The sequence below is a fragment of the Rhodococcus sp. PvR099 genome (genome assembly GCF_017833315.1).
In the GTDB taxonomy this organism is placed as follows: Bacteria; Actinomycetota; Actinomycetes; order Mycobacteriales; family Mycobacteriaceae; genus Rhodococcus_G; species Rhodococcus_G oryzae.
Map to the genome: position 1 here is coordinate 2,889,469 of NZ_JAFIBV010000001.1, position 15,396 is coordinate 2,904,864.

The 15,396-nt window shown below is 68.7% G+C and carries 15 protein-coding genes; 6 read left to right on the forward strand and 9 right to left on the reverse strand.

Annotated features, from left to right (window positions below; genetic code table 11):
- Positions 1-91: 91 nt before the first annotated feature.
- The 3 genes from JOE46_RS26780 to JOE46_RS13195 all read left to right on the forward strand — a co-directional run bounded on the left by JOE46_RS26780 (position 92) and on the right by JOE46_RS13195 (position 3,095).
- Positions 92-217 carry a hypothetical protein gene (locus tag JOE46_RS26780; protein WP_257017835.1) on the forward strand — a complete coding sequence of 42 codons (126 nt, stop codon included), beginning with the start codon at positions 92-94 and terminating at the stop codon, positions 215-217.
- Between the two features lie 532 nt (positions 218-749).
- Positions 750-2,408 carry a DNA repair helicase XPB gene (locus tag JOE46_RS13190; protein ID WP_097214218.1) on the forward strand — a complete coding sequence of 553 codons (1,659 nt, stop codon included), beginning with the start codon at positions 750-752 and terminating at the stop codon, positions 2,406-2,408.
- 27 nt (positions 2,409-2,435) lie between these two features.
- The gene (locus tag JOE46_RS13195; protein ID WP_097214217.1) at positions 2,436-3,095 is read left to right on the forward strand and encodes a DUF3239 domain-containing protein; all 660 of its coding nucleotides are present in this window, start codon (positions 2,436-2,438) and stop codon (positions 3,093-3,095) included.
- On the opposite strand, the gene JOE46_RS13200 is transcribed toward JOE46_RS13195, so the two are convergent.
- The 6 genes from JOE46_RS13200 to JOE46_RS13225 are packed head-to-tail and all read right to left on the reverse strand — an operon-like array spanning position 3,092 to position 8,872.
- The gene (locus tag JOE46_RS13200) at positions 3,092-3,661 is read right to left on the reverse strand and encodes a GNAT family N-acetyltransferase (protein WP_097214216.1); all 570 of its coding nucleotides are present in this window, start codon (positions 3,659-3,661) and stop codon (positions 3,092-3,094) included. The genes JOE46_RS13195 and JOE46_RS13200 overlap by 4 nt on opposite strands.
- Positions 3,662-3,674: 13 nt before the next feature.
- The gene (locus tag JOE46_RS13205) at positions 3,675-4,667 is read right to left on the reverse strand and encodes an LLM class F420-dependent oxidoreductase (RefSeq protein WP_097214215.1); all 993 of its coding nucleotides are present in this window, start codon (positions 4,665-4,667) and stop codon (positions 3,675-3,677) included.
- 43 nt (positions 4,668-4,710) lie between these two features.
- Positions 4,711-6,057 carry an LLM class flavin-dependent oxidoreductase gene (locus JOE46_RS13210; protein WP_209927514.1) on the reverse strand — a complete coding sequence of 449 codons (1,347 nt, stop codon included), beginning with the start codon at positions 6,055-6,057 and terminating at the stop codon, positions 4,711-4,713.
- A gap of 13 nt (positions 6,058-6,070) precedes the next feature.
- Positions 6,071-6,946, reverse strand: a complete 876-nt coding sequence (locus tag JOE46_RS13215; protein WP_097214213.1) for an ABC transporter permease — start codon at positions 6,944-6,946, stop codon at positions 6,071-6,073.
- The gene (locus JOE46_RS13220; protein WP_097214212.1) at positions 6,939-7,772 is read right to left on the reverse strand and encodes an ABC transporter ATP-binding protein; all 834 of its coding nucleotides are present in this window, start codon (positions 7,770-7,772) and stop codon (positions 6,939-6,941) included. Before JOE46_RS13220 ends, JOE46_RS13215 begins: the two co-directional genes overlap by 8 nt.
- The gene (locus JOE46_RS13225) at positions 7,769-8,872 is read right to left on the reverse strand and encodes an ABC transporter substrate-binding protein (protein ID WP_097214211.1); all 1,104 of its coding nucleotides are present in this window, start codon (positions 8,870-8,872) and stop codon (positions 7,769-7,771) included. The genes JOE46_RS13220 and JOE46_RS13225 overlap by 4 nt, the downstream gene beginning before the upstream one ends.
- A 120-nt stretch (positions 8,873-8,992) precedes the next feature.
- Here JOE46_RS13225 and JOE46_RS13230 point away from each other — a divergent pair, with 120 nt between their 5' ends.
- On the forward strand, positions 8,993-9,916 hold the full coding sequence (locus tag JOE46_RS13230) for a sigma-70 family RNA polymerase sigma factor (protein WP_097214210.1): 924 nt from the start codon (positions 8,993-8,995) through the stop codon (positions 9,914-9,916).
- Here JOE46_RS13230 and JOE46_RS13235 read toward each other — a convergent pair.
- The 3 genes from JOE46_RS13235 to JOE46_RS13245 all read right to left on the reverse strand — a co-directional run bounded on the left by JOE46_RS13235 (position 9,888) and on the right by JOE46_RS13245 (position 13,063).
- Positions 9,888-10,490, reverse strand: coding sequence for a carboxymuconolactone decarboxylase family protein (locus JOE46_RS13235; protein ID WP_097214209.1), 603 nt, complete (start codon positions 10,488-10,490; stop codon positions 9,888-9,890). The two genes, JOE46_RS13230 and JOE46_RS13235, sit on opposite strands and share 29 nt — an antisense overlap.
- Positions 10,491-10,571: 81 nt before the next feature.
- Positions 10,572-12,155 carry an ABC transporter permease gene (locus tag JOE46_RS13240; RefSeq protein WP_209927516.1) on the reverse strand — a complete coding sequence of 528 codons (1,584 nt, stop codon included), beginning with the start codon at positions 12,153-12,155 and terminating at the stop codon, positions 10,572-10,574.
- Positions 12,152-13,063, reverse strand: coding sequence for an ABC transporter ATP-binding protein (locus JOE46_RS13245; protein WP_209927518.1), 912 nt, complete (start codon positions 13,061-13,063; stop codon positions 12,152-12,154). Before JOE46_RS13245 ends, JOE46_RS13240 begins: the two co-directional genes overlap by 4 nt.
- Positions 13,064-13,177: 114 nt before the next feature.
- Between JOE46_RS13245 and JOE46_RS13250 the strand changes: the two genes are divergently transcribed.
- Both JOE46_RS13250 and JOE46_RS13255 read left to right on the forward strand, forming a co-directional pair.
- Complete coding sequence (locus JOE46_RS13250) at positions 13,178-14,362, forward strand: pyridoxal phosphate-dependent aminotransferase (protein WP_097214253.1); 1,185 nt, start codon at positions 13,178-13,180, stop codon at positions 14,360-14,362.
- Positions 14,363-14,369: 7 nt separating this feature from the next.
- Positions 14,370-15,389 (forward strand): AraC family transcriptional regulator, encoded by a 1,020-nt coding sequence (locus tag JOE46_RS13255; RefSeq protein WP_097214207.1) that lies wholly within the window; start codon positions 14,370-14,372, stop codon positions 15,387-15,389.
- Positions 15,390-15,396 lie beyond the last annotated feature (7 nt).

A 15,396-nucleotide genomic window follows, 5' to 3' on the forward strand; every position in this document is an offset into this window, starting at 1 on the left:
GGAAAAGCACGCCCGCGTGCGCGACTGGCTTTTTCCTGGAAATGACGTATGGTCGGCCCAAGTGATTGCCACTTCGAATTCAGGAGCGACAATGGCAGACAAGAAACCCGGCAAGAGCCTGAAGAAACCGGCACAGTCCCTCAAGGAACGACGTGCCGAAAAAAGGGATCGCGCAGCCGATTCCGGAGAGCTGATCAGAAAACGGAAACGCCACTGATGCACACCGAGGCGACCGCACCACCCATCCCCCTGGTCCTCGACACCCTGCACAGCCGGATCGACGAACTAGCCGGGGAGGCGATGTTCTCGAATGCGCGGTCCAGTGGGTATCACGCCGCACTGCGGTCCGCCAGACTGTTCGTGCTGGATGAACGAGCACGGCAGTGCGAACTTCCAGAATGCCGCCCAACCGTAAAAAACAAGAAGGACCATCCGTGAAAAGAACACTTCTCGCCCTGGACCGAATTCAGGCCAGGCTGGAAAATGAACTCGACACCACGGAGGTCCGCACCGAGCGAGACGCCGGATACCGTTCCGGAATTTCCGAGGCGCTCGTGCACGTAATGGAGACGAAGAAAAGGGTAGCCACACAACGGTGACGCACTAAAAGTGAAGGATTCTCCGGATCGCGGGAGAATCCTTCACTTTTTTCGGCCACGGACACGGATCAGCCGGGACCGCGGTGCCTGTGACGACCACCCCACAGCAAAGTGTGGACAATGGAGTGGTTGTCTACGTAGGAGGCGCACGTGACCGACGGCCCCTTGATCGTCCAGTCCGACAAGACCCTGCTCCTGGAGGTCGACCACGAGCTCGCCGGCCAGGCCCGGCAGGCCATCGCCCCGTTCGCCGAACTCGAGCGCGCGCCCGAGCACGTGCACACCTACCGGGTGACCCCGCTGGCGTTGTGGAACGCGCGCGCGGCGGGACACGACGCCGAACAGGTGGTGGATGCGCTCGTCACGTTCTCCCGGTACGCGGTCCCACAGCCGCTGCTGGTCGACATCGTCGACACGATGGCCCGGTACGGCCGGTTGCAGCTGGTGAAGAGTCCGGTGCACGGCCTGATCCTGGTCAGCATGGACCGGGCGGTGCTCACCGAGGTGATGCGGCACAAGAAGATCTCGCCGATGCTCGGCGCCATGGTCGACGAGGACACCGTCGTGGTGCACCCGAGCGAGCGCGGCCACCTCAAGCAGATGCTGCTCAAGATCGGCTGGCCTGCCGAGGACCTCGCCGGGTACGTGGACGGCGAGGCGCACCCGATCGACCTCGCCTTCGAGGAGGGGCACTGGGAGCTGCGCGACTATCAGCAGATGGCGGCCGACTCCTTCTGGGCGGGCGGCTCGGGCGTCGTCGTGCTGCCGTGCGGCGCGGGCAAGACGATGGTCGGCGCGGCGGCGATGGCCAAGGCCAAGGCCACCACGCTGATCCTGGTGACCAACACCGTCGCAGGCAGGCAGTGGAAGCGTGAGCTGATCGCCAGGACCTCGCTCACCGAGGAGGAGATCGGCGAGTACTCGGGCGAGCGCAAGGAGATCCGCCCGGTCACCATCGCGACCTATCAGGTGATCACCCGCCGCACCAAGGGCGAGTACAAGCACCTGGAGCTGTTCGACTCCCGCGACTGGGGCCTGGTCATCTACGACGAGGTGCACCTGCTGCCCGCGCCGGTCTTCCGGATGACGGCCGACCTGCAATCGAGGCGTCGCCTCGGCCTGACGGCGACCCTGGTCCGCGAGGACGGGCGCGAGGGCGATGTGTTCTCGCTGATCGGTCCCAAGCGGTACGACGCGCCGTGGAAGGACATCGAGGCGCAGGGCTGGATCGCGCCCGCGGACTGCATCGAGGTCCGGGTGACGCTGACCGATGCCGAGCGGATGGCGTACGCGACCTCGGAGCCGGAGGAGCGCTACAAGCTGTGCTCGACGGCACACACCAAGATCGCGGTGGTCAAGTCGATCCTGGACCGGCACCCCAATTCGCCGACCCTGGTCATCGGCGCCTACCTCGACCAACTCGAGGAACTCGGCGAGGCGTTGAACGCACCGGTCATCCAGGGCTCGACGAAGAACAAGGAACGCGAGGCGCTGTTCGACGCGTTCCGGCGCGGCGAGATCCAGACGCTGGTGGTGAGCAAGGTCGCGAACTTCTCCATCGACCTGCCCGAGGCCTCTGTCGCGGTGCAGGTCTCGGGGACCTTCGGTTCCCGACAGGAGGAGGCGCAGCGTCTCGGCCGCCTGCTGCGCCCGAAGCAGGACGGGGGCCAGGCGCACTTCTACTCGGTCGTCGCCCGCGACACGCTGGACGCCGAGTACGCCGCGCACCGCCAGCGTTTCCTCGCCGAGCAGGGCTACGCCTACCGGATCACCGACGCTGACGACCTGCTCGGCCCGACCATCGGGTAGGCCCAGCCATCGGGTAAGAATGGGACCGTGCGCAGCTTCGAGTTCCCCGTCGACCACTCCCACGCCAACTCCGTCAACGAGACGGTCGGCGACGTCCGGCGACTCCGGGTCTCGGCCATCGTCACGGCCATGTTGTTGGCCGGGCTCGCGGCCTGGCTGATCTACCTGGCTCATCCGTGGTCCTACATCGTCGGCGTTGTGGTCGCCCTGCTGGCCGTGACCTCGCTGTGGGTGGCGTTCTGGGCCCCGAAGAAGGTCGGCTCGGTCGAGAAGCTCTACGCCGAGGGCCCGCTGGTGCCCGCCGTGGTGGCGGTGGCCCGGCCCCGCGGGGCCACGCTGCTGGCGCTGGTGGACGTGGCCAAGCCGTCCGCGGATCGCCCGCACTACGCCCTGGTCACCCGCAACATCCGGGCGCTGCCTGGGCATTCTCTGACCAACGTCGGCGAGCGGGTGCCCTCGATCGCGGTGCTCGCCGACCGCAGCAACAAGTCCACCGCGGACACCTGGCAGATGGTCAGCCCGATGCCGATCGCCTGGGGCACCAAGGACCAGAAGGTGATCCGGCGGGCGGCGGACTCGATCAGCGGCGCGGAGTGGAAGCTGCTGGCGAAGTCGATCCCGCTGGCCGAGCAGGTCCCGCGCGCCGAGAACCAGCAGATCCCCGTCGACCCGGCCGACCTGCGCTAGCCGAGGTCCGGCCAGCCCTCGGCCTGCTCCCGAGGATCCTCGTAGAGCAGGCCCGCCACCCATTCGTCGCGCCTGCGCCCGCGCTGGAGTCCGCCCGCGCGCAGCGTGCCCTCGAATCGGAAGCCCACCCGCCGCGCCACAGAAGCGGACTGCTTGTTGCCGACATACGCGCGCCACTCGATCCGTTCCAGCGCCATCCCGTCCGGACGGAAACCGAAGTCGCACACCAGGTTCACCGCCCTTGCCATCAGGCCGCGGCCACGGACCGCCTGGTTCAGCCAGAAGCCGATGTCCGCGGCCGAGTCGTCACGGCAGGCGAGACCGATCATCCCGACCACGGCGCCCGCGGGTGTGTGCCGCATCGCCCAGGTGGGGCTGCGGTCCGCCCATCCGACGGGCACCACCCGCTCGACGAAGCGTTGCGCGTCGTCGTGGGTGTACGGCACCGGCAGCGTGGTCCACTCCCCCACCGCCTCGTCCTGACAGCACCTGACGATGGACTCGACGTCGCCGGGTCCGGGAGGCGTCAGCCACAGACCCTCGTCGTTGAGCGATTCCACGAACATGTCGGCTCCTGCCTCACGTCCCCGCCAGCGCGGGGATCACCTCGCGTTCGAACAGCTCGATGCCCGAGGTGTCGTACGCGGCCTCGGGGAAATAACAGATCCCGTAGCTCAGGCCCTGATCGCGCAGCGCGGTCAGGTTCTCGATGATCTGCTCCGGCGTCCCGACCCCTGGCATCCCGCGGAACGCCGCCATCGACGCCTCCGCGAGGTCCTCGCCCACGAATCTCGCCATCCTGGCCTTGGTCGCGGCCAGGCGGTCCTCGACCTCCGCCTCGGTGGCGCCGATCGCCACGTTGTAGTTCGCCGAACGCACGATCGCGTCGAAGTCGGTGCCGACCGCCGCGCAGTGCTTCTCGAGCACGGCCGACTTCTGGGTGAAGCCCTCGAGGGTGCCGTCGAAATTGGTGTACTGGGCGTACTTCGCCGCGATCTTGAGGGTCACCTTCTCGCCGCCGCCCGCGATCCACAGCGGGATGCCGCCCTCCTGCAGCGGCAGCGGCCGCACGATGGCACCGTCGACCCGATAGTGCTTGCCGTCCAGGGTGGCGGATCCGGTGCTCCAGGCCTGCCGCAGGATCTGGACGCCCTCGTCGAGACGCGCCAAACGCTCACCGGCGGACGGGAATCCGTAACCGTAGGCACGCCATTCGTGTTCGTACCAGCCCGCACCGATGCCCATCTCGATTCGGCCACCCGAGATGAGGTCCGCGGTGGCGGCGATCTTGGCCAGGTAGGCGGGGTTGCGGTAGCTGATCGCGGTGCACATCTGCCCGAGCCGGATGGTGGAGGTCACCGCGCCGAGCGCGGACATCACCGACCAGGCCTCGTGCGTGGCCTGGTCGGTGGGCGCGGGCACCGTGTGGAAATGGTCGTACACCCAGGCCGACTCCCACGGTCCGGCCTCGGCCCGCAGCGTGACCGACTTCATCGCGTCCCACTGCTCGGCCGGGTCGATGCCCACCAGGTCCAGACGCCAACCCTGCGGTACGAACATCCCGAAACGCATGCGCTGATCCTACCGAGGAGCCGGCCTGCCCATCAGGCTTCGCTCATGCGCTGTTCCTGGCCTGCGACGCCGCGAACTGGCTGGCCGGATGCGCAAGCCCGTAGTGCCCGCGCAGGGTAGACGCCGTGTACTCCGTACGGAACAGCCCCCGCTGTTGCAGGATCGGCACGACCTGGTCGACGAAATCGGTCAGACCGCCAGGCAGGAAGGGCGGCATGATGTTGAAGCCGTCGGCGGCCCCCTGCTCGAACCACAACTGGAGCTCGTCCGCGATCTGCTCCGGGGTGCCCGCGAAGGTCCGATGCCCGCGCCCGCCCCCGAGCAACCCGATGAGCTCCCTCACGGTCAGGGAATCGGATTCGGCCAGCTCCTTGACCAGCTCGTAGCGGCTCTTGTTGCCCTGGATCTCGTGTACGGGCGGCAGCGGCGGCAGGGGCGCGTCGAGGGAGTGCTCGGTGAGGTCGACGCGGAGGATGGCGGACAGCTGCCGAAGCGCGTAGTCGGGCGAGATCAGATCGGTGAACTCCCGTTCCAGCGCCCTCGCCTCGGCCTCGGTCGGGGCGATGAACGGGACGATGCCCGGCAGCACCTTCAACTCGTCCGGGTTGCGCCCGTGGGCGGTCACCCGGGCCTTGAGATCCCGATAGAACTCCTGCCCCTGGGCGAGCGTGCGTTGCGCGGTGAACACCGCCTCGGCGTGCCGCGCCGCGAACTCCTTCCCACTCTCGGACGAGCCCGCCTGCACCAGCAGGGGGCGGCCCTGCGGTGAGCGCGGTGAGTTCAGCGGGCCACGGATCCGGAAGTGCTCGCCATCGTGGTCGATCGCGTGCACCTTGTCCGGGTCGGCGAAGATCCCCGTGTCGGGGTCCAGCACGACGGCGTCGTCCTCCCAGCTGTCCCACAGGGCGACCGCTGCTTCGACGAACTCCTCGGCGCGCTGATACCTGCCGAGGTGATCCGGGATCGCGTCGAGGCCGAAGTTGGCGGCCTCGTCCTCGCCTGCGCTCGTGACGATGTTCCAGCCCGCCCTGCCGCCGCTGATGTGGTCGAGCGACGCGAATTTGCGGGCCGTGGTGAACGGGTCGCTGTAGGTGGTCGAGGAGGTGGCGATCAACCCGATGTGCTCCGTTGCGCCCGCGATCGCGGTGAGCAGGGTGACCGGCTCGAAGGTGGACAGCGCGTTGTGCTTGATGCGAGGGCCGACCGCGAGCCCGTCGGCGAAGAACACCGAGTCGAGCTTGCCGCGTTCGGCGATCCGGCCGAGCTCGGCGAAATGCTCGACCGACCGCACGTCGTCGGCATCGGTGCGCGGATGACGCCAGGCGGCCTCGTGGTGCCCGACGCCCATGAGAAACGCATTGAGGTGAAACTGCTTGGAACGCTGAGACATTGCGATGATCTCCTTAGATCGGACCGACGCGCCAGCGGGACAGGCGGCGCTCGGCGAGGATGAGGATTCCGTTGAAGACGAGACCGAGAAGTGAGATCGCGATGATGCCGGCGTACATCTTCGGGATCTGGAAGTTGTACTGCGATGCCGTGATCAGGTATCCCAAACCCGCTTTGGCGCCGACCATCTCGGCGGCGATGAGGACGAGGATCGAGGATGCCGCCGCCATCCGGATGCCGGTGAAGATGGTCGGGACGGCGGCGGGCAGGATCACTTTCTGGAACAGCCGGATCGGTGTGAGGCCCAACGACAGGGCGGACTTGACCAGCAGTGGATCGACCGTCCGGACTCCCGAGATGGTGTTCAGCAGGATCGGGAAGGTGCTCGCGTAGATCACGAGGGCGACCTTCGAGGTCTCCCCGATGCCGAGCACCAGCACGAAGACCGGCAGCAGCGCGAGCGCGGCCGTGTTGCGCAGCAGCTCGAGGATCGGATTCACGAACTCGGCCACCGGGCGGTACCACGCGATGGCGACGCCCAGCGGGATGGCGATCGCGATGGCGACCGCGAACCCGGTCAGCGCCCGGCTCAGGCTCGCGGAGGCATGGTTCCACAGCTCTCCGCTGGCGGCCAGGTCGCCGAAGGCGCCCGCCACCACGGAGAACGGCGGCAGGAACACCTTGTCCACCAGGCCGAGGCGTGGGGCCAGCTCCCACAGCAGGAGGAACAGGCCGATCGCCAGCGATGGCTTGAGCACCCGCCAGGCGGTGGCGCGGACCGCGCGGCCGCCGCGGGCGAGAGCCCCCGGACGTCGTGACGCCGCCTGCGCGGTGCGTGGCACCTGGCCGCGGGCGGCGACCGGCGGCGCGAGCAGTTCGACACTAGACATGGGCCGTCTCCTTCTGTGCGGGCGCCGCCACCTCGAGTTCCTGGTGCTGAGCGCGCGCCACCTCGTCCTGTAGTTGGCTCCAGATGTGGTGGCGGAACTCCCGGAATCGCGCGTCGGAGCGGACATCCGCCGAGGTGCGGTCGATGTCGATGTCGACCACCGTCTTCACGCGACCCGGCCGCGAGGTGAGCACCGCCACCCGCTGCCCCAGGTACACGGCCTCGTCGATGCCGTGCGTGATGAACAGGATTGTCTTGCCGGTGGTGCGCCAGATCCGCAGCAGCTCGTCCTGCAGGGACTCCCTGGTCTGGGCGTCGAGCGCCGCGAACGGCTCGTCCATCAGCAGCACCTCCGGGTCGAAGGCCAGGCTCCGTGCGATCGCGACCCGCTGTTTCATCCCGCCCGACAACTCGTGCGGGTACCGGTCGCCGAACCCCTGCAACCCGACCAATTCGAGGTAGTGGTCGGCGATCTCCCGTCGCTGCCGCTTCGGCAGGCCCTTTGCCTCCAAACCGAATTCGATGTTGTGCTGCGCGGTCCGCCACGGCAGCAGCGCGTACTGCTGAAAGACGATCCCGCGGTCGAGGCCGGGTCCGGTGATCGGTTCACCGTCGAGCAGGATCCGCCCGGACGACGGTGTGGTCAGGCCGCCGAGAAGATCCAGCAGCGTGGACTTGCCGCAGCCACTCGGGCCCACCAGGACGAGGAACTCGCCGTCGGCGACGTCGATGCTGATGTCCTCGATCGCGGTGAACCGGTCATCGGACCCGCGGATGCCGAAGTGCTTGCTGACCCGGTCGAGCCGGAGCTTGGGTTCTGCGGTCATTTTCCTGCCCCCAGCGCCTGTCCGTCTGCACCGCTGGTGGCGGTGTAGGCCCCGTTCGCGTAGGGGTTGAACTCGTTGGTGAACAGGTCGGCCGCCGTCAACTCGCCCGGCTTCAGTTCGCCGTTCCTGACCAGCCAGTCGATCCACGTCTGCAGCTCGCGGTCGGCGATGACCGCCCCCGCGACCGGGATACCCGGACTGCGCCAGTAGTCCGTCAAACTCGTGTTCTCGTTGCGGCCTCGTTCGCCGATGATCTCCTTGAACCTGGCCACGACCTGGTCCCGCGGTGTGGTCTGGGTCCATCGGACGGCTCGTGCCACGCCCTGCGTGAAGTCCTTCGCGGCCTCGGGGTTCTCGGCGATGAAATCGTCACGCAGGACATAGGTGCCGTAGCTGAAGTCCCCGAAGATCGCCGAATCCGTGAAGAGCGGGCGCAGCCCGCCGCGGCCGACGGCGGTCTCCCGGAAGACACTCCCGAGTGCGGCGACGTCGATCTGGCCTTCCCGCAGCGCCTGCTCGGTGTTGATCGGGGGAACCACGATCAACTCGACCTGCTTGATCTCATCGGGCGTGAGCCCCTGCTTGGCCAGCCATTCGCGCACGACGAATTCATGGTGGGCACCAAGGGTGTTCATGCCGACCTTTTTGCCGATCAGATCCCGCGCACCGGTGATGGGCCCGCCGTCGAGCACGAAGTACCCCGTGAAGGTGCCCTGATCGGCACCGTACGAGCTCACCACCGAGGTGATCTGGGAACCCGCGGAGCGAAGCTTGACGATCGCGCCGTTGAAGGCGCTGCCGAACTCCGTCTGCCCGGTCGCCACGGACTGGATGTCCTGCGGCCCGCTGGTGGTGTCACCGACCCACTTCAGCTCGATGTCCTGGAAGTAGCCGAGGTCTGCCGCCAATTCCGGGAAGGTGACCTGTCCGGCCGCGCCCTGGTAGCGCAGCACGGACTTGCCGTCCGCGGTCTGCTCGGTCTCGGATGACCCCGCGCACGCACCGACCAGGGAACCGATCGTCAGAAGCGCGGCGAGGGCCGCGAGTGCGCGCAGGGGTCGTGGCTGCGTTGATCGTCTCTTGGGCGTCGGTGATGCCATGGTCTGAGTCCTCAGGTCGGGCGTGGCTGGATGGTGCGTCAAAGATGACGGACGCCGCGGCCGTCGGGAACAGTTCCGTTCACCGGGGTTTTAAGTCGAACTCGTTCGTAGAATCGACCCATGGGCACCGTCGCACTCGCCGAGACCTTCGAATCCCACCGCCGTCACCTGCTGTCGGTCGGCTATCGGATGACAGGCAGCGTGTCCGACGCCGAGGACGCCGTGCAGGAGGCCTGGCTCCGGCTCAGCGAGACCGACCCCGACTCCGTCCGCGACCTGCGAGCGTGGTTGACCACCGTGGTCGGCCGAATCTGCCTCGACCACCTTCGCAGCGCCGCCGTCCGGCGCGAAAGCTATGTCGGACAGTGGCTTCCGGAGCCGATCGTGACGCCCCTCGGATCCCCGGGGTCGATAGACCCACTGGAAGCCGTTGTGCGCGAGGAGGATGTGCGGTTGGCGGCGATGGTGGTGCTCGACAACCTAGGCCCGGATCAGCGCACCGCGTTCGTGCTACACGACGGGTTCGGCGTCCCCTTCGACGAGATCGCCGGGATCCTGGGCACCTCGACCGCCGCGACCCGGCAACTGGCCTCGCGCGGACGGCGCGCGGCGGCAGGCGCCGAGCGGCCGACCCCGGACGACGAGCACGCGGAGGCGGTCGGCAGGCTGATGGCCGCGATGGCGGCGGGCGACCTCCAGGCCGTACTGGACGCGCTGCACCCGGACGCCCTGGTGATCGGCGACGCCAACGGCACCACCCGCACGGCGGTCAACGTCATCCACGGGTCCGACAAGTTCGCCCGTTTCTTCCTCGGCCTGATCAATCGCTATGGGCCACAGTCACTCCTGGCGCTCGAACCGGCCATGGTCAACGGCCAGCTCGGTTTCTACACGCACGGGTCGCCCGGGGACGAGACCCACCCGGGCTTCCCGTCGCGCGTGGGGGGCTTCACCGTCCGCGACGGCAAGGTGAGCGCCGCCTACGACATCGCGAACCCCGAGAAGTTCGCGGGCGTCAGGCTCCCGGACCGGGCTGCCCCGTGACCGCCTGATCGGCCCACGGCACCCGGCACGCGTCCCCGGAGTTGAACCCCTGCTCGGTGATCCCGAGCGCGGAGTACATCCTGGCCCGCATGTTCTCGAGCCCGATCTGATAGGTCAGTTCGACGACCCCGTCCTTGCCGAACCGGCGTTCCAGGTCCGCCACCTGCTCGTCCGTCACGGTCCCCGGAGTTGCGGTCACCGCGTCGGCGTAGGCGATCGCCGCGCGCTCGTCCTCGCTGTAGAGCGGGGAGTTCTCGTAGTCGCCGATCTTCTGGAGCCGCTCGATGTCGAGGCCGTCGAGGCGCTGCAACATGGTGCCGAAGTCCACGCACCAGGAGCACCCGACGGTCCACGCGACCCGGTACACCGCCAGCTCGCGGACGTTCGCGGGCAGCACCTTGGAGGCCTTCTCCGCCGCCATCTCGTGCCGGGCGCAGGCCACGAAGAGCTTGCGATGATTCGCCAACACGGTGAAGGGTTCGGGCACCGCGCCGAACCTGCGGCCTGCGAACTTGTAGGCCACCTTGATCAGCGGTCCGGCATCCTTCGGAGCCACCGGCTGGATTCGAGTCATGACGCCCTCCTGTTCCCATTGCGGCGACCGTTCGAGCCGCCTACCCCTTGGACGAGACAGCGCAGGAAAACGTGACAACCCTCAGTTCGTCTGCAGATCGCGCCACCGGAAGGCCGCCGTCCCCAGCAGACACAGCGTGCCCGCGACCACTGTGGTGACCAGCAGCGGCTCCAACCGGAAGTCCACCGCGGGCACCAACGGCAGGTTCTCGAACGGCGAGACGCTCATCAGCCGGTCCGGGAACTTCAGCGTCGTCCCGAACATCAGGACGAAGAAGCAGAAGGCCAAGCCGATCCAGGCGGCGGAGGCGAGCCGCGGCAGGAGGCCGAACAGGAGCAGGGTGAGCCCGCCCAGTACCCAGGCCGCAGGCAGGTAGACGAGGGTCGCGCCGAGCATCCGCGGCACCTGCGCCATGTCGTCGGCGATGATCCCGTACATCAGTCCCATCCCGAGACCGGCGAGCGCCAGCACCAGGGCCGAACCGGCCAGCGTGATCACCGCGTGGCCCGCGATCCAGCGGATCCGGGTCAGCGCCGTGGAGAGCAGCGGCTCGAGATGCCCGGCCGCCTCCTCCGCACGCGGCCTGAGCGCGGAGGAGATCGTGTACGCGGACCCGATCATGGCCAGCATCGCGGCGGCCATCGCGTAGAACGCGTCGACCATGCTCGCGCTCTCTTGCCCCAGCAACTCGCCGATGTCGACATCGCCGAGCAGGTCACCGACGTCATTGCCGATCGTGCCGAACGCCACTCCGCCGAGGAACAACCCGACCGACCAACCGACAAGCGTGCCGCGCTGCAGCCGCCAGGCGAGCCCGAACTCACCGAGCAACCCCTGCGGAGCGCGGGCCGGGCCCGGCCGCGGGGGGAACACTCCCGCGCCGACGTCACGGTGGTCCAACACGCGGAGCGCGGCGAGGCCGACGGCCACGGCGACGGCGAGCGACAGCAGCGCGGGCCACCAGATCTCGCCGTCGTACGGCCGCATCGCCTGGCCCCAGCCCAGCGGCGAGAGCCACGACAGCGCACCGCTTCCGACGTCGCCGACCGCGCGCAGCACGTAGGCCGCGCCGATCGCGGCCCCGGTGATGCCGTAGACCGTCCGGGTGTTCTCGGTGATCTGCGCTGCCAGCAGGGCGACCGCCGCGAACGCCAGGCCCGCGCAGGTGGCGCCGATGCCGAGGGCAATTGATCCCGCTGCGGCCAGACCGTAGGAGATCAGGCTCAGTGCGACCACCGCGCCGTAGAGCACGTTCGCCACCGTCGCGATGATCGCCGCCGCGGCGAAGGGCGCATGGCGCCCGACGACGGAGGACCGGATCAGCTCGTCGCGGCCGGTCTCCTCGTTGGCGCGGGTGTGCCGTCCGATCACGAACATGCTCATCAGGCCCGCGACGATCATCCCGAAGGCGCTGGCCTGGAAGGCCACCTGGCCCCCGATCGTGTCGAGGGCGCGCGGCGGGCCGGCCATGGCGATCATGGCCGCGTTGCCCTCCATGCTGGCAGCGACCGCATCGAGCTCCGGCTGGGTCGGATACGCGATGTCCACTCCGACGGCCTGCGAGTAGTAGACGAAGGCGCCCGCGAGGGCCCACAGGACCAGCGCGAACCTCTCGCGCCGAAAACCGAACCGGGTCAGTGTCGCGGTGCCGGCCAGCGTGGTCACGATTCGTCCACCCCTGCCGCCGCGAGCTCGTCGCCGTAGTGCCGCAGGAACAACTCCTCCAGGGTCGGCGGCTGACTGGTGAGGGTGCGGATGCCGAACCGGGTGAGGTGCGTGATCGCCTCGTCCAATTCGCCCGTGTCCACCTGGAACCGGGCCCTGGTCCCCTCCACCACCAGGTCGTGCACGCCGGCCAGCTCGGTCAGACCTGTCGCCGGGCTCCTGGTCTCGCAGGCGATGGAGGTACGGGTGAGGTGCCGCAGGTCGGCCATGCTGCCGGTCTCGATCGACCTCCCGAGCCGGATGATCGTGAGTCGGTCGCACAGGGCCTCCACCTGGGCGAGGATGTGGCTCGACAGCAGCACCGTGCGCCCCTGCCCCGTGACCTCCGCGATGCACTCCTGGAACACCGCCTCCATGAGCGGGTCCAACCCGGAGGTGGGCTCGTCGAGGATCAGCAGTTCCACGTCGGAGGACAGGGCCGCGACGAGCGCCACCTTCTGCCGATTGCCCTTGGAGTAGGTCCGGCCCTTCTTGGTCGGGTCCAGGTCGAACCGCTCGAGCAGCTCGGCCCGGCGTCGCTCGTCGAGGCCGCCGCGCAACCGTCCGAGCAGGTCGATCACCTCGCCGCCGGAGAGGTTCGGCCACAGGTTCACGTCGCCGGGGACATAGGCGAGGCGCTTGTGGAGTCCGGCCGCCTCGCGCCAGGGGTCGCCACCGAGCAGTCGCACGTCGCCGCTGTCGGCACGGAGCAGGCCGAGCAGCACCCGGATGGTGGTGGACTTGCCCGACCCGTTGGGTCCGAGGAAGCCGTGCACCTCCCCGGTGCGCACCTGGAGCTCGAGGCCGTCCAGGGCCCGCGTCCGGCCGAAGGTCTTGACCAGGTCCGAGATCTCGATCGCGGCGCTCATGTATCGACGGTAGAACGGTCCGGCCACGCCCTGCTGCGGTTTGCCGAGTCGGGGCGCCTGCAGTTCGTCGACCATGCGGTCCGAACCCGCCCGGACGGCGAATAGGCTGTGACGATGCCCGCAGCACGCCACTCGCAGACGGTCTCGCGCCTGCAACCGTTCAGCTCCACCATCTTCGCGGAGATGACAGCGCTCGCCGTGCGGACGGGCGCGATCAACCTGGGCCAGGGCTTTCCCGACACGGACGGCCCGAACGCGATGCTCGAGGTCGCCAGATCCGCGATCGCCGACGGTCTCAACCAGTATCCGCCGGGTCCGGGGATGCCCGTTCTGCGCGAGGCCATCGCCGCCGACCGCGCGGCTCGATACGGCCTGGAGTACGACCCGGACACCGAGGTGCTGGTGACGGTCGGCGCCACCGAGGCGATCAGCGCGACCCTGCTCGGGCTGGTCGAACCGGGCCAGGAGGTGGTGCTCATCGAGCCGTACTACGACTCGTACGCCGCGGCCGTCGCCCTCGCAGGCGGTGTGCGCCGGTCCGTGTCCCTGGTCCCGGACGGCGACGGCTTCGCCCTCGACCTCGATGCGGTGCGCGGCGCGGTCGGCCCGAACACCCGGATGCTGGTGCTCAACACCCCGCACAACCCGACCGGCACGGTGTTCACGGACGCGGAACTGCGGGCCGTCGCCGAGCTCGCCGTCGAGCGCGACCTGCTGGTGCTGAGCGACGAGGTGTACGAGCACCTGGTCTTCGACGGGCGCACTCACACCCCCCTGGCGGCGCTGCCGGGAATGGCGGACCGGACGATCACCGTGTCGAGCGCGGGCAAGACCTTCAGCGTCACCGGATGGAAGACGGGCTGGGTGTGCGGCCCCGCCGAGCTGGTGGACGCGGTCCGCTCGGCCAAGCAGTTCCTGACCTTCGTCGCGGGCGGCCCGTTCCAGCCCGCGGTCGCGCACGCGCTGACCCACGAGCAGGCCTGGGTGACCGGTATGCGAGAAGACCTGCAGCACAAGCGGGACGTGCTCAGCGGGGCCCTGCGCGAGGCGGGGTTCGGGGTGCACGCGAGCGGAGGCACCTACTTCGTGTGTGCGGACATCACCCCGTTCGGCACCACCGACGGCGAGGCGTTCTGCCGCGCGCTGCCGGAGCGGATCGGGGTGGCCGCGGTGCCGGTGAGCGTCTTCGCGGACCACAAGGCGCCGTGGAATCACGTGGTGCGCTTCGCATTCTGTAAGCGCGACGAGGTGCTCGCCGAGGCCGCCGAGCGCCTCATGGGGCTGGCTGGGCGGTGGTGACGCGGCGATGAGTCAGCGCACCATTCCCGCGGACTTCGTGCGCAGGGCCGCCGCCTTGGCGGCGAGCGGCGGGTTCGACATGTCCATCCCCCTTGCGGCCGCGGGCATCACCCTGCCCATGCTGCGCGACGAGAACGCGCGGTTGACCGCCGACCAGCTGACGCTGTTCACCCAGGCGGCCTGGCAACTGACCGGCGACGAACTGTTCGGCCTCGGCGCCGCTCCGGTGCCGCGCGGCACCTTCAAGCTGGTCTGCCTGTCGCTGATCCACACCCCCGATCTCGGCAGCGCCCTCGAGCGGATGGCCGACGTGATGCGGGCACTCCCTGGGCCGCCGCAATTGCGGATCCGGACCGGCGAGTCGACCACCCGACTCCAGGTGATGATCCCCCGGCGCGACGAAGCGCTGCCCGCCGCGACCGCGGACGCCGCCGACCGACTGCTCACCGACTTCGAGCTGATACTCCTGCACCGGTTCGCGGCCTGGCTGGTCGGCAGGCGGGTCAAGCTGATCTCGGTGGAAGTGCCGTATCCGGCTCCGGATCCGTCACTGGCCAGGAATTACGACGTCATCTTCGGTGTCAAGGTCACCTTCGGCGCCGACATGGCCGCACTCGAATTCGACAACGGCGTGATGCGTGCGCCGATCATCCAGACCGAGGAGACGCTGGAGGATTACCTGCGCGAGTCTCCGAATCTGCTTTTCTCCGAACGGGATTACGACAGCACGGCCTCCGCGCAGGTCCGCAAGGTCCTCGAGTCCGGCGTCAAGGGCCGCACCTCCACGGCCGACGACATCGCGGAGATGCTCTCGATCAGCGTCCCGCACCTGCGCCGGCTGCTGCGCCAGGAGGGCACCTCGCTCAATCAGCTCCGGGAGGAGGTGCTCCGCGACGCGGCCATCTCCGGACTCGGCCGTGGCGAGTCAGTCGACGACCTGTCCGCGCGGCTGGGGTTCTCCGAGCCCAGTGCGTTCCGGCGCGCCTTCAAACGGTGGACCGGGGAGACCCCTGGCGCCTACCGCTAGCCGCCGG